The organism is Shinella sp. GW821-FHT11G07 (assembly GCF_058808115.1).
This window is the reverse complement of the sequence record NZ_JBXARJ010000017.1, coordinates 144556-158046: the sequence shown is the minus strand read 5'-3', so window position 1 is coordinate 158046 and position 13491 is coordinate 144556. Positions and strand designations below refer to the sequence as shown.

Genomic DNA, 13491 nt, shown 5'->3' with positions numbered 1-13491 from the left:
CGCTACCGCCGCAAACACCGAAACCAAAAACCGCTGGAGCGAACTCAAAACTGGATAAAACTTGGGGGCAAGGTCAGTCGCGCCGCGCAATAGCCGGGCAGCCAACTGACGGCGAGGACTTCCCGTTGGCCGCCGCCAGCGGGCGCCGACTGGGCGACGGCAAGGCCAACTCCTCCGACGAGGCACGAGAGACACATGACGCAAAAGAACAAAACGGTGTTGAAAGTCAGTGCAGCATTCGTCTTCATGACCAGCCCCCCGCACGAGAACAAAACAAGATCATATGCAACCAAAAATCAGGAAAATGCAACCAGGAATCTGAAAAATCGCGAAAAACGGGAGGCGCACAAAAAATACACGTCGCATCCCATTGTCTTTGCACGGCAAATCGCGTTGACCTTTTGGAAACGGGAGGAACAGCCGTGTTTTCAGAGGCCGAGACGCTCAAAAGCCCGAGCGGGGCGACGCTTGCGCTGCGGCACGAAACCGCTCGCGGGGAGGCACGCGGCATCCTGCTCATCAGCCATGGCCTTGCCGAGCACAGCGCACGGTACGCCCGTTTTGCCGCGCAAATGGCATCGCAAGGTTTTCACGTCTATGCGCATGACCATCGCGGCCATGGCTTCACCACAGCGCCGGATGCACCCCTCGGGCAGTTTGCCCCACGAGATGGCGTGAGCCGTGTCCTCGCCGACATGCGCACGGTGCGCGACCATGCGGTCAGCCGGCATTCGGGTCTGCCCGTCGTGCTCTTCGGCCATTCGATGGGCGGGTTATTTGCCCTCGCCTTCGCCGAGGCCCATCCGAGCGCTATCGACGGGCTCGCCGTCTGGAACTCGAACCTAGAACCGGGACTGGCGGGACGCCTCGCGCAAACCGTGCTGGCGGCGGAGCGCATGCTGAAGGGCTCGGACGTTCCCAGCGGTGTACTGCCGCGCCTTACCTTCGATGCCTGGGGCAAATCCATTACCGGGCGACGCACGGCGTTCGACTGGCTGTCGCACGACCCAGCCGAAGTCGATGCCTATATTGCCGATCCGCTCTGCGGCTTCGACGTCAATGTCTCGATGTGGATCGATATCTTCGCCGTCACCTTCGCCGATGCCTCCGCCGCCGGGCTCGCCCGCCTCCCCAAGCGATTGCCGATCCATCTCGTCGGCGGCGCCGAGGATCCCGCGACGGATTTCGGGCGCGCAACCCTGGCTTTTGCGGAGCGACTGAAAAAATCGCGGCTTGAGGACGTGACCACGATCGTCTATCCCGGCATGCGCCACGAAACGCTGAACGAAAGCCCGGCGTTGCGCGACCCCGCAATCGAAGCCTTTGCCGGCTGGTGCCGGCGCGTCGCAGGCGAAAGACCCCGAACCCCGGAACACGCATGACCATGTCCGCCATCACGCCGCTGCGCCACGAGGTCAGTCTCGGGCTTTTCCTCATGGTGCTTTCGGTGCTGATCTCGCCGATCATCGACATTTTTGCCAAGCTCGCGGTCACCACGGTGCCCGCGACCGAAATCACTTTCGTGCGCCTGCTCTTCCAGATGACGGTGCTTGTACCGATCTGTCTGATGCGCGGCACGCTTTTCGACGTGACCTGGAAAAAGATGGGCCTGCATGCCACCCGCGGCCTGCTGATGGCCATCACCATGATCACCTTCGTGACGCCGCTTGCCGTGATGGAAGTGGCCGATGCCATCGCCATCTTCTTCGTCGAGCCGATCATCCTGACGATCCTCGGCTCGATCTTTTTGAAGGAAACCATCGGCTGGCGGCGCTACACCGCCTGCGGCGTCGGCTTCTTCGGCTCCCTCCTCGTCATCCAGCCGAGCCTGCAGGAAGTCGGCCTGATCGCACTGCTGCCGGTCGTCTCGGCCTTCTCGCTTGCGCTCTTCTTCATGCTGACTCGGCTCGTCGCGCAGAAGGAGGATCCCTGGTCGATGCAGTTCTACGCAGGCCTGTGGGGTGGGCTGTTCTCGGGCGCGCTGCTCCTCGTCGGCAGCAGTGCCGGCATCTCCTTCCTGACCCCCGTCATGCCGGACATGACGAATATGCTCTACATTGCCGGTGCCGCCGTCGCCGCCACCATTGCCGGCGTGCTCGGCGTCTATGCCTATCGTGCAGCACCCGCCTCCACGCTGGCCCCGCTGCAATATCTCGAGATCGTCTCGGCCACCATTCTCGGCTGGTGGGTGTTCGGCCACCTGCCGGATGCGGTGAAATGGCTCGGCATCGCGATCATCATCGCCTCCGGCCTCTACGTCATCTGGCGCGAACGGCAACTGAACAAGACGGCAACGACACCACCCGTCTCCATGCCGGTCTGACGAGAGTGGAGACCGGCGAACGTGGAAGGCATCATGTCAGTCTCAGCCGTCATGATGTCCTTATCCCCTGCCGCTATCGTGCCCGCCGGCTTTTTGTTATCCAGAGTGAAAATGGGCGAAAAGCCCGGCGGCGTGCCCGGCACCCGTCGAGGAGGAGTGCACGATGGAGAAAACGAACCTGCCGCTTGCCGGTATCCGGGTCATCGAACTGGCGCGGGTTCTCGCCGGTCCCTGGGCCGGCCAGATGCTGGCCGATCTCGGTGCGGACGTCATCAAGATCGAAAACCCCGATGGCGGCGACGATACGCGCGCCTGGGGGCCACCCTTCGTGATGGGCAAGGACGGCGCAAACCTGTCTGCCGCCTACTACCACTCCACCAACCGCGGCAAGCGCTCCATCGCCGTTGACCTCAAGACGGAGGAAGGCCGCGACACCGTCCACCGGCTGATTGCCACCGCCGATGTGGTCATCGAGAATTTCAAGGTCGGCGGCCTCGTGAAATACGGGCTCGACTACCAGAGCCTCGCCCAAAAGCACCCCAAACTCATCTATTGCTCGATCACCGGTTTCGGCCAGGACGGTCCCTACGCGGCCCGCGCCGGCTACGACTATATCGTGCAGGGCATGTCCGGCTTCATGTCCGTGACGGGCGCCCCGGACGGCGAGCCGATGAAGGCGGGCGTCGCCATCGCCGACATCTTTACCGGCATCTATGCCGTCACCGCCATCCAGGCTGCCCTCATCCATGTCATGAAGACCGGCGAAGGCCAGCATGTCGACATGGCGCTGCTCGATGTGCAGTCGGCCGTCATGGCGAACCAGAACATGAATTTTCTCGCCTCCGGCAAGGCGCCGAACCGGCTCGGCAATGCACATCCGAACATCTCGCCCTACGAGGTCGTGCCGACAGCCGATGGGCACATCATCCTTGCGGTCGGCAATGACGGACAGTTCCGCAAGCTCTGCGGCATCCTGAAGCTCGATGGTGTCGGCGAGGATGAGCGCTTCGCCACGAACCGCGCCCGTGTCGCCAACCGCGACGAGGTTCGCCGCCTGGTCACGGGTGCGACGGCGCGCATCACCAAGGCCGACCTGCTCGACGCCTGCGAGCGCGAGGGCGTGCCCGCCGGGCCGATCAACTCCATCGCCGAAACCTTCGATGACCCGCAGGTGAAAGCGCGCGGGCTTCGCGTCGACCTGCCGGATGCCGACGGCAACCTTATCCCGGGCGTGCGCACACCCATCGTGTTTTCCGGCACACCGCTCGCCTACGACCGGCCGAGCCCGCGGCTTGGCGAACATACCGATGCCGTTATGGCGGAACTCAGCATTCTCGAAGCAGGAAAGAACAGCGCATGAAGACCGGTGGCCAGTTGATCGTCGACGCCCTCGTAGCCAACGGCGTCAAGCGTGTTGCCTGCGTGCCGGGCGAAAGCTATCTCGCGGTGCTCGATGCGCTGCATGATACGGATGTCGACGTGCTCGTCTGCCGCCAGGAAGGCGGGGCGGCGATGATGGCGGATTGCTGGGGCCGGCTTACCGGCGAACCTGGCATCTGCATGGTCACGCGTGGCCCCGGTGCCACCAACGCATCAGCCGGCCTGCACATCGCGCGGCAGGATTCCATTCCGATGATCCTGTTCATCGGGCAGGTGCAGCGCGATGCGCGCGAGCGCGAGGCCTTCCAGGAGGTCGAATACCGCCGCGCCTTCACCGAGGTCGCCAAATGGGTGGCCGAGATCGACGATGCGCGCCGCATTCCGGAATTCATCACCCGCGCCTTCGCCGTCGCCACCTCCGGCCGGCCCGGCCCTGTCGTGCTGGCGCTGCCGGAAGACATGCTGACGGATACGGTCGAGACGGTCGCCGCGAAGGCCTACATGCCGGTCGAGGCCCATCCGGGCCGCAAGCAGATGGAAGAACTCGCAGGCCTGCTCGAAGCGGCCGAACGCCCCCTCGTCATCCTCGGCGGCACCCGCTGGTCGCAGACGAGCGTTGCGGCCTTCACGGCCTTTGCCGAACGCTGGTCGTTGCCGGTCGCCTGTTCGTTCCGCCGGCAGATGCTGTTCGATCACCAGCACCCCAACTACGCAGGCGATTCCGGCATCGGCATCAACCCGGCACTGGGCAAGGAAATCCGCGAGGCGGACCTCGTGGTCCTGCTCGGTGGTCGCTACTCCGAAATGCCGTCCTCGACCTACAGCCTGCTCAAGGTTCCCTACCCGCAGCAGAAGCTGGTGCATGTCTATCCCGATCCGTCGGAACTCGGCCGTGTCTACCGCCCGGATCTGGCGATCTGCGCCGCGCCGGACGATTTCGTCGCTGCACTGGAAACCCTGACGCCGAAGGCCGCACCACGCTGGGCCGCCCGCACCGCCGCTATGCATGACAGCTATCTCAAATGGTCGACCCCGCCGATGACTGGCCCCGGCGACGTGCAGATGGGGCCGATCATGGCCTGGCTGGAGGAAAACACAGCGGAGGACACGATCTTCACCAACGGCGCCGGCAACTATGCCACCTGGGTGCACCGTTTCCACCGCTTCCGCCGCTTCGCCACGCAGGCCGCCCCGACCTCCGGTTCGATGGGCTACGGCCTGCCGGCCGCGGTCGCCGCCAAGCAGCTTCACCCCGACCGCGAAGTCATCTGCTTTGCCGGCGATGGCTGCTTCATGATGCACGGACAGGAATTCGCGACCGCCGTGCGCTACAAGCTCCCGATCATCACCGTCGTTGTCAACAACGGCATATACGGCACGATCCGCATGCATCAGGAACGGGACTATCCGGGCCGGGTCAGCGCCACGGACCTCACCAATCCGGACTTTGCAGCACTCGCCATCGCTTACGGCGGCCACGGCGAGACGGTGGAGAAGACGGAAGATTTCGCCGCCGCATTCCTGCGTGCCCGCGCCAGCGGCAAGCCGGCGATCATTGAGGTGAAACTCGATCCGGAAGCCATTACGCCGACGCGCACGCTTTCGGATATTCGCAGCGGGAAATAGCTTTGTGCGGGGGCGTGGATGCCCCTCATCCCGCTGCTGCGACCTTCTCCCCGCAAGCGGGGAGAAGGGAGATGAGGCACTGTCCCATTCTTTTTCGCAGGATGATATTTTCAGGAAACCGGTTCGGCACAATCCTTCGCCCCGCTTGCGGGGAGAAGGTGCCGGCAGGCGGATGAGGGGCTAATCCCCTCCGTCCCCTCAGCCGCGAAGACGCTGGCTCTGTTCGTAGGTCTTCGTCGAGCGCATACCGGAGCGGCAATATCCCAGCATCGGGCGCGGCAAGTCATCAAGCGCGTCGACCATGCCGTTCACCGCTTCCGCTGTGACACCCATCGGTCCGACGGGCACATGGGCCGTCTCGATGCCGAGTTCCTTGGCACGGGCGGCGATCGCCGCAAATTCCGGCTGGCCCGCTTCCTCGTGGTCCGGGCGGTGGCAGACGATGGATTTGAAGCCCATAGCCGCAACGGCGTCGAGATCCTCGACGGTGATCTGGCCGGAGACGGAATATTCGTCGTTGATCTCACGGATATCCATGGATGGGTCCTTTCCGAAATAGGGGCGCTCACCGTTTAAGCGCGCACTGCCAGAGCGTCAATCGTGCGAAATCTAGCGAACCTCGAAGGCAAGGCCGTAGCTGGCACTTTCTCCCGGGGCGAAGTCCGGCGCGTCGCCGGCCGCAATCAACTCGTCGCGCGGCGCAAAGCGATGCGAGACCGGCTCGATACCCAGCACGGCCGAACCCGGCGACTGGTTCCGCCAGACTTGAAGATAGGGCAGGCTATCGGTGCGGAAGCGGATATGAACGCTGCGCCCATCAAGTGCTGCGATCGGCCCAACAGTGATTTCCGCCCAGCCGTGCTCCGCCGTCTCGGCCGCCGGTACGCAGAAAATCTGCGTAGCACCATCGCCGAACCGCCACGGCAGGCTACCGCCGGGCAGCATGGCCCCGCTCAGCCGGGTGTTTTCGTCGAAAAGGCCGGTGCCGAAATTGATGTGGTACATGGCGAACCGCGGCCAGGGCGTGTCACCAACATTACTGATGATGTCGTCGAGGGTGATATGGCCGACGCGGCGGTCCGCACGCCAGCGACGGGCAAGCGCAGCGGCCCCGCCCTGCGCCAGCGAAACGGCGACGCGCGCCTCGCAGATCACCTCGCCCTCGTCCTCCTCGATCAGGATGTCCTGTGCAGGGTTCGATGACAGCGAACCATGCAGCGGGTAACGCCGCCCGTCGGAAGCCCCCTCGATCGGCACCGGATGGCGGATGTGATCCGGCCCGCAGGTGAACAGGAAACCCGGCAGCGCCTTGTCGATGCGCGGATCGCCATCCGTGGGAACGGCGGAGCCCGGCGAAAGATCGACGCCATGGAAGACCGCGCTGCCTACATCGAGCACCGATTGCGGCGTCAGGTCGAGGCGAAACGATTGCTCGGGCGTGTCGGCGGTCAAGGCGAAGGGCATCCGCGGCTCCGGTGGAAAGCGATGAAAGGAACCCATGCTAGTGGCAAGGCGTTCGCAAGACCATGGGGTGCAGCACCTCGGTCCCGATCTTTCCACGGAACCATCGCGGCCGATCACAAGTTTTTGCAGTATGTGTTGACGTAACGTTCACCATCGATTCAGTTTTTCCATATTAAGGTCCGAATTGAAGTGTTCCGTCCGCACGATACGTGCAAGCTGGCAGGTCAAGAGCCGTGAATTCTATTATTAAAACAAGCATTTCGCTCCTCGCAGCGGCATCCATCCTGGGAATCGCCGTCACGCCTGCCGTTGCCCAGCAGCGCTATTCCTCACCCGACACGGTGCTGATCACGCCGAATGGCGATATTCTGGACTACGTTCCCGACGACCGCATGCGTGTGATGCGCGACAATCGCGGCCGCACGGTCTATGTCGACGACTGGGGCAATGTGGTTGCGACCGTCATGCCCGCCGACCGCTATTTCGCTCGTGGCGGCGACGACTATCGCCCGCGCCGGGACCGTTACCGCGAAGTGCGCGGCTATCCCGAAACCAGCCCGGACTATTTCCCGCCAGCGCCCGAATCCGACTATGGCGATGAACTGACGACCAGCTCCGTGCCGGAAATGCGCGAGGCCCTGCCGGGCGATATCGAGCGCCAGACCCTGCCGGATGCCGATTTCGGCGGTTCGCAGCCTCTGCCGGATTTCAACGGAAACGACGACAACGCCGCCCTCCCCGAAAACAGCGTCGATCCCAACGCCGAATTCGTGCCCGGCCCGAAATTCGTGCCAGCAACGGCGCTCGGCAAGCTGTCCTCCGCGGAGATTACGGCGCTTCAGGTCTTCCTCGACCGCGAAGGCTATTCGCCGGGCGTGATCGACGGCAAAAAGGGTTCCAACGTCACCAAGGCGATCGAGGCCTGGCAGAACGGCACCGGCGAAACGCTCGACCCGAACAATGCCGACGACATTCTGGAGCGCCTGCGTCTCTCCGGCGGCATGGCCTTCACCACCTACGAAATCACCGCTGTCGACGCGGCCGGCCCCTACGTTGCCTCCATTCCGAACGACTATGCGGAAAAAGCGGCGCTGCCGCACCTCTCCTACACCTCGACGATCGAAATGCTGGCCGAAAAGTTCCACATGGACGAGGCCTATCTGAAGGATATCAACCCGGGCGTCGACTTCACGATCCCAGGCACGATCATCAAGGTCGTCGATACCGGTGAAAAGAAGACCGGCAAGGTGGCGAAGATCCTCGCCGACAAGGGCCGCAAGCAGGTGCTCGCCTATGACGAGAACGGCACGCTGATTGCCGCCTACCCGGCCAGCATCGGCTCCGCCGATACGCCCTCACCATCAGGTCTGGTGACCGTCGAGCGTATCGCGCTCAATCCCGGCTACACCTACAATCCGAAGATCAACTTCCAGCAGGGCGCCAACAACAAGGTGCTGACGCTGCAGCCCGGTCCGAACGGCCCGGTCGGCACCGTCTGGATCGCGCTTTCCAAGCCGACCTACGGCATCCACGGCACACCGGAACCGTCGAAGATCGGCAAGACCCAGAGCCACGGCTGTATCCGCCTGACCAACTGGGATGCGACCGAGCTCGCCAAGATGACCAGCGCCGGCGTGACGGTCGAGTTCGTCGACTGACGAACATCGAAGACGAACAAGCAAAGCCGGTCTTTCAGGGCCGGCTTTTTGTTTTCCTGGGGGAAAATCCGGTTCCGCCATGATGCGAACCGGAAAACGCCTGTTTTTGCGGCGAAGCAGCCGAACGGTCGCCCAACGCGGCGACCATCTCGCTTCCAACCGTCAATCCGGTATCCCATGCTGCAAAAATTCCGCACCACCCTCCTTTGCCTCACCCTTGCCGGAGCGATGCCGCAGGCCGCCTCCGCCGCCGATCTCATGACCTTCTGGGACACGCCGCAAAAGGGCGGCAACAGCTTCAACGCCTCCGAGCCGGACAAGGCCTATTTCGAGGCGCTCGCCGCAACCGGCGCAACCTGGGTCCGCCTCACCTTCAGCAAATGGAAAGGCGAAGGCCGCGACTTTCTGCTCGGCGATGCCGACCACTACAAGAATCTACCGCCGAAGGACCTCGCCACGTTGCGGGAAACGCTCGATGCGGCACACGCCGCCGGGCTCAAGGTCGTGATAACGCCGCTCAGCCTGCCGGGCGCGCGCTGGAAACAGCAGAACGGCGAAAAGTTCGACGACCGGCTCTGGTCGGCTCCTGCCTTTGCCGATCAGGCCGTGAAATTCTGGAGCGATCTCGCCGCCGCGCTGAAGGACCACCCGGCGGTCGCCGGCTACAATCTCATCAACGAGCCGGCACCGGAAAAGACCACCGGGCTTGCCGAAAACGGTGCGATGGCCGACATCCGGGCCTGGCAGGAAAAGCACGCCGGCGGCACGCGCGACCTGCCAAAACTCTACACGCGCATCATCGAGGCGATCCGCGCCGTCGATCCGGTGACGCCGGTGATGGTGGATAGCGGTTACTACGCCAATCCGCGCGCACTCGTCGCCTGGCCGAAGCGGCTCGCTGATGACAAGGTGCTCTATGCCTTCCACATGTACGAGCCCTATGACGCGACGAGCGCGCCGAACATGAAGCGCGAGACGCCGCTTCGGTATCCCGGCGCGCAAACGGACTATGCCGGCAGCACGACGACGTGGGACCGCAAGGCTGTTGCGGACCACATCAACACGGCCTTCGATTGGGCGAAGACGCAAGGCCTGCCGCCGACCCGCGTGGTCGCTGCCGAGTTCGGCTGCATGCGGCTGTGGGCCGATTGCGGCACCTATCTCACCGACGTCATGGATGCTGTCGAGGCAAAGGGCGGGCACTGGGCCTTCTACTCCTTCCGCGAGGACGAGTGGGAAGGCATGGATTACGAGCTGCCGGAGAAGGTGAAACCGGGGCAGTTCTACTGGCTCTCCGGACAAGGCAAGGCTGGAAAGCTGCCCCGCGATGGCAAACTCATGGATATGCTGAAGGCGCGAATGCAGGAGTAAGAAAGGGCCGGGCAATGCAAACGCCGCCCGGCCTTCCTTTTCAGTCCGTCAAAACGCTCAGGCAGCGCGGCGATAACCTGAACCGTGTGCCGGCTGCGCGGTACCGCCGGTGCGGAACGCGCTGAGCTGGGCGGCAATGGAGGCGGCCTCCTGCGTCAACGCCTGGCTCGCGGCATTGGCCTGTTCGACCATCGCCGCATTCTGCTGGGTGATCTGGTCCATGGCGTTGACCGCCTGGTTGACCGCCTGAAGACCCGTTGCCTGCTCCGCAGTGCTGGAGCGGATGGTGTTGAAGACGGCGCTTACGTCCACGACTTGAGACACGATCTGGCGCAGCGACTGCGCGACCTCGTTGACCGAGCGCACCCCATCCTCGACCTGACCATGCGACTTGGCGATCAGGTCCTGGATGTCCTTGGCGGCATCGGCGCAGCGCTGGGCCAATGCGCGCACTTCCGACGCCACGACCGCGAAGCCACGTCCCGCCTCGCCTGCCCGCGCCGCCTCGATGCCGGCATTGAGCGCCAGCAGATTCGTCTGGAAGGCAATCTCGTCGATCACCTCTACGATGTTGGCGATCGCCGACGAAGAGGCCTGGATCTCGCCCATGGCGACAATTGCATGTTCCACGACTTCGCCGCCGCGCTGCGCATTGTCGCGCGCCGCCATGACGAGCGCATTCGCCTCGTTGGCGCTCTGCGCCGTCTGGCGCACCGTGGTGGTCACCTCTTCGACGGCGGCCGCGGTTTCCTCGAGATTGGCCGCCTGCCGCTCCGTGCGCTTGGCGAGGTCGTCGGAGGCCGCCGCAATCTCCTGGGCACTCAGATGGATGGAGCCCGCCCCCACACCGATGCTGCCGATGGCCTGCGAGAGCGTGGAAATGGCGTGATTGAAATCTTCGCGCAGCGTCTCATAGGCTTCCGGCAGCGGCCCGGTGATGCGCGCGGTGAGGTCGCCATCCGAAATCCGCTTCAGCGCCGCACCGAAACTGTCGCCGACGATCTTGCGCTCCTCGGCAACGACCTGCGCCTGCACTGCCTGCTGCTTGGTGACGTCGGATGTGTCCATATAGACGGAGATGGAAAGGTCCATGTCGAGGAACATGGCCTTGAGCAGGCTGGAAAATTTCGCCGCAAACTCCTCCGGCGTGATTTCCTGGCGGCTGAAAAACCCCTGTTTCGGCCAAAGTGATTTCACCGCTTCCGCCAGGAGATGCTCGACGATCAGCGCATAGCCGCCGATATACCAGCGCGGCTCCAGGCCGATGCGCGCATGCACATGGCCGATCGTCTGCACCTTCGCGGCATAGTCATGCGTGAAATCGCCGGCAGCGATGTTTGCCCAGTGACCGAGCTGCGCAGTCTTGGCGCGATTGATGTGCGCATCGCTGGAGAAGAGGTGGTTGACCTCCGGGCTCTTGCGCACGACGGCATAGAACTTGTCGAGCGCCGGACCGAGCTCCTTCTCGATGAAGGGCTTCAGGCTGCGCAACCGCTTCAGCGCCGGCTCGTCGAGGCCGAGATAATCCAGACGGCGCGCGATATCGTGGTTCTGGCTGGCAGTCTGCGGGGCTGACTTCATTCTGATTGGGTATCCTGGCAACACGAGAAACTGGGGAAAGCGACAACGCTCTATCGGGACGGCAATGCCAAATGGCACGCTCGCGCCCGCGACCCCTCATGGATCACGCCGAAGACACAAAGCCTTCGAGAATAGCTTTCAGACGCAATATCACTAGGTTAGGCATGGTAAATTGTTCATTACCAAGCCATGCGCCTATTGGGGACAACGGCTGCGCATTTGGTCGCAGCCGTTTTTGCCGTTCGTCAAATCTGTTCGCTCAGGCCGCGCGCGGGATCGTGCGGAAGAAGCCGCGTGCCGGGGAAACCCGCTTGCGCGTCGGCATGAGGCGCAGCACTTCCTCGGCAAAAAGCCGCGCGTTTTCGCGGGCCTTGTCGAGGTTGCTCACCCTGGCCGGGTCCATCGAATACAGCGTGCCGCCGCAGTCGAAAATATCACGGAAGGCGGTGCGTTCGCCGATCGGCGTGTCCAGCACGGCAACGCCGCGCGATGCGAGCAAGGCCTTGATGGCCGTCATGGCACGCGTCGTCACCATCGAATTCATGCGGGTGAGCACGACCGAGTGGTTGATGCGGATGCCCGCCTTCTCGTCGAGCTGCTTCAGCAGTTCAAGGATCTGTGCGGCACCGCGTGCGTCCATCGCACAGCCCTGCACGGGAATCATCACATGGTCCGAAAGGCCTATCGCGGTGGCGACCAGCGCATCGCGGGCACCGGCGAGATCGATGATGAAATAGTCGGTCGTGTCGCGGTTCTCGCGGATATGGCACTGGATGGAGGCCATCGAGACTTCCGAGATGACGGCAATATTGTGCTGGCGGCCGGAAATCTCGTGCCAATGGCTGATCCAGCGCTGCGGGTCCGCGTCGAGAATGGTGACGCGATGCCCCTGGCTTGCAAGCTCGGTGGCCAGGATGAGGGCCGCGGTGGTCTTGCCCGCGCCGCCCTTGGCATTGGCAAATGTGATGACTGGCATGTCTTTCCCCGTGAATTCTACGAGCTTGCTCATCGCTCTCGTCAGGCGACCCTGTGCAAATGGCGCCCGCTTACTCAAACCTTTCAAAACATGGTTAACGAAATGGAAATTTTCGTATCGCGAAGATTAATGAGACGACGAACAGCGTTTGCCGGCCGCAAGAAAAAAGCCCGGAAAACCAGCATTCTCCGGGCGTGTGTCAATTATTAACGGTAAGAATTCAGGGGCCGGCCGGCACGCTCTCCGGCGGTGAAGAAGACCGGCCAGTGCGCGCAGGAGCGGCAACGGCGGTCTTCGCCCACGTCTTGCCGCCCTCCCCGACGCCGACAAGCCGCAGCACGTCATCGGCAAGGACCTGCATATTGAGGATCGCCTTGTCGAGATTGCTTACCCGGCCACCATTCATCGAATAGAGCGTGCCGCCCGTCTCGAACATGTCGCGAAAGGCGCTGCGCTCGATGACAGGCGTACCGACGACAGGAATCCGTGCCGCATCGAGCACGGCCTTCACATTGCGCAAGGCACGGGTGGTAACGAGCGGATTGACACGGGAGAGCACGACCGCCCGCTTGATCGGCAGATGGGCATTGGCGCTGACGAGATCGACCAGTTCCAGCACATGCGCCGCACCACGACTATCCATCGCGCAACCCTGGACGGGTACCAGCACCAGATCGGAAAGGCTGGCGGCAAAAGCGACCAAGGCATCGCGCGCGCCCGACAGGTCGATGATGACGTGGTCGTGGCTGCCGCGCAGGGCCTTGAGATTGCCGGCGAAATTGGAGACTGCAATATTGTCCAGCAGCCTCAGCCCCTCACCGAGCCGTGCGGCGCGCGCCCAGCTTGCCGCCAGTTTCAGCTCGTCGCAATCGAGAAGAGCGGTGCGCGCACCACGCTGCACGAGTTCGGTGGCAAGTAAAACCGCCGCCGTCGTCTTGCCCGAACCGCCCTTGGCGTTCGCTACCGATATGACTGCCATAACGCTAACACCGCACCACACCGCCAGGCTGCACCAGGGAGCGGCGCAAATCATGACAGTTGCATGACATTCTGATGACAAACATCATGCGGCGCAATTCGTAATAATTGTAATAAAAAAATCGGGGTGGCGA

11 protein-coding genes are annotated in these 13491 nt (G+C 63.1%); 6 read left to right on the top strand and 5 right to left on the bottom strand.

Annotation, left to right across the window (positions count from 1 at the left end; translation table 11 throughout):
• The first annotated feature begins 422 nt into the window (after positions 1-422).
• The 4 genes from AC1RT2_RS27005 to AC1RT2_RS26990 all read left to right on the top strand — a co-directional run bounded on the left by AC1RT2_RS27005 (position 423) and on the right by AC1RT2_RS26990 (position 5329).
• A complete protein-coding gene (locus AC1RT2_RS27005; protein WP_493106957.1) occupies positions 423-1382 on the top strand; it encodes an alpha/beta hydrolase in 960 nt (319 codons plus the stop codon).
• Positions 1379-2323 carry a DMT family transporter gene (locus AC1RT2_RS27000; RefSeq protein WP_493106946.1) on the top strand — a complete coding sequence of 315 codons (945 nt, stop codon included), beginning with the start codon at positions 1379-1381 and terminating at the stop codon, positions 2321-2323. The genes AC1RT2_RS27005 and AC1RT2_RS27000 overlap by 4 nt, the downstream gene beginning before the upstream one ends.
• A gap of 163 nt (positions 2324-2486) precedes the next feature.
• Complete coding sequence (gene caiB, locus AC1RT2_RS26995; RefSeq protein WP_493106944.1) at positions 2487-3683, top strand: succinate--glutarate CoA-transferase; 1197 nt, start codon at positions 2487-2489, stop codon at positions 3681-3683.
• Positions 3680-5329, top strand: a complete 1650-nt coding sequence (locus tag AC1RT2_RS26990; RefSeq protein ID WP_069058285.1) for a thiamine pyrophosphate-binding protein — start codon at positions 3680-3682, stop codon at positions 5327-5329. Before caiB ends, AC1RT2_RS26990 begins: the two co-directional genes overlap by 4 nt.
• 198 nt (positions 5330-5527) lie before the next feature.
• Here the strand turns inward: AC1RT2_RS26990 and AC1RT2_RS26985 are convergent, their stop codons facing one another.
• Both AC1RT2_RS26985 and AC1RT2_RS26980 read right to left on the bottom strand, forming a co-directional pair.
• Complete coding sequence (locus AC1RT2_RS26985) at positions 5528-5866, bottom strand: protein tyrosine phosphatase family protein (RefSeq protein ID WP_444797039.1); 339 nt, start codon at positions 5864-5866, stop codon at positions 5528-5530.
• Positions 5867-5938: 72 nt separating this feature from the next.
• A complete protein-coding gene (locus AC1RT2_RS26980; protein WP_493106942.1) occupies positions 5939-6793 on the bottom strand; it encodes a DUF4432 family protein in 855 nt (284 codons plus the stop codon).
• 281 nt (positions 6794-7074) lie between these two features.
• On the opposite strand from AC1RT2_RS26980, the gene AC1RT2_RS26975 reads away from it, so the two are divergent.
• Both AC1RT2_RS26975 and AC1RT2_RS26970 read left to right on the top strand, forming a co-directional pair.
• Positions 7075-8451, top strand: a complete 1377-nt coding sequence (locus tag AC1RT2_RS26975; protein ID WP_493106955.1) for a L,D-transpeptidase family protein — start codon at positions 7075-7077, stop codon at positions 8449-8451.
• A 177-nt stretch (positions 8452-8628) separates the two neighbouring features.
• On the top strand, positions 8629-9822 hold the full coding sequence (locus tag AC1RT2_RS26970) for a glycoside hydrolase family 5 protein (protein WP_493106940.1): 1194 nt from the start codon (positions 8629-8631) through the stop codon (positions 9820-9822).
• Between the two features lie 57 nt (positions 9823-9879).
• Here the strand turns inward: AC1RT2_RS26970 and AC1RT2_RS26965 are convergent, their stop codons facing one another.
• From AC1RT2_RS26965 to AC1RT2_RS26955, 3 genes are all read right to left on the bottom strand, one after another.
• Positions 9880-11403, bottom strand: coding sequence for a globin-coupled sensor protein (locus AC1RT2_RS26965; RefSeq protein WP_069058280.1), 1524 nt, complete (start codon positions 11401-11403; stop codon positions 9880-9882).
• 259 nt (positions 11404-11662) lie between these two features.
• The gene (locus AC1RT2_RS26960) at positions 11663-12379 is read right to left on the bottom strand and encodes an AAA family ATPase (RefSeq protein ID WP_493106937.1); all 717 of its coding nucleotides are present in this window, start codon (positions 12377-12379) and stop codon (positions 11663-11665) included.
• A 220-nt stretch (positions 12380-12599) separates the two neighbouring features.
• Entirely contained in the window at positions 12600-13358 is a 759-nt protein-coding gene (locus AC1RT2_RS26955; protein WP_493106935.1) for an AAA family ATPase, read from the bottom strand.
• Between the last annotated feature and the right edge of the window lie 133 nt (positions 13359-13491).

Excerpts from the sequence above, each read along its gene's own strand:
- AC1RT2_RS27000 (WP_493106946.1), top strand. The coding sequence starts at position 1,379 with ATGACCATGTCCGCCATCACGCCGCTGCGCCACGAGGTCAGTCTCGGG.
- caiB (WP_493106944.1), top strand. The coding sequence starts at position 2,487 with ATGGAGAAAACGAACCTGCCGCTTGCCGGTATCCGGGTCATCGAACTG.
- AC1RT2_RS26990 (WP_069058285.1), top strand. The coding sequence starts at position 3,680 with ATGAAGACCGGTGGCCAGTTGATCGTCGACGCCCTCGTAGCCAACGGC.
- AC1RT2_RS26985 (WP_444797039.1), bottom strand. The coding sequence starts at position 5,866 with ATGGATATCCGTGAGATCAACGACGAATATTCCGTCTCCGGCCAGATC.
- AC1RT2_RS26980 (WP_493106942.1), bottom strand. The coding sequence starts at position 6,793 with ATGCCCTTCGCCTTGACCGCCGACACGCCCGAGCAATCGTTTCGCCTC.
- AC1RT2_RS26970 (WP_493106940.1), top strand. The coding sequence starts at position 8,629 with ATGCTGCAAAAATTCCGCACCACCCTCCTTTGCCTCACCCTTGCCGGA.
- AC1RT2_RS26965 (WP_069058280.1), bottom strand. The coding sequence starts at position 11,403 with ATGAAGTCAGCCCCGCAGACTGCCAGCCAGAACCACGATATCGCGCGC.
- AC1RT2_RS26960 (WP_493106937.1), bottom strand. The coding sequence starts at position 12,379 with ATGCCAGTCATCACATTTGCCAATGCCAAGGGCGGCGCGGGCAAGACC.
- AC1RT2_RS26955 (WP_493106935.1), bottom strand. The coding sequence starts at position 13,358 with ATGGCAGTCATATCGGTAGCGAACGCCAAGGGCGGTTCGGGCAAGACG.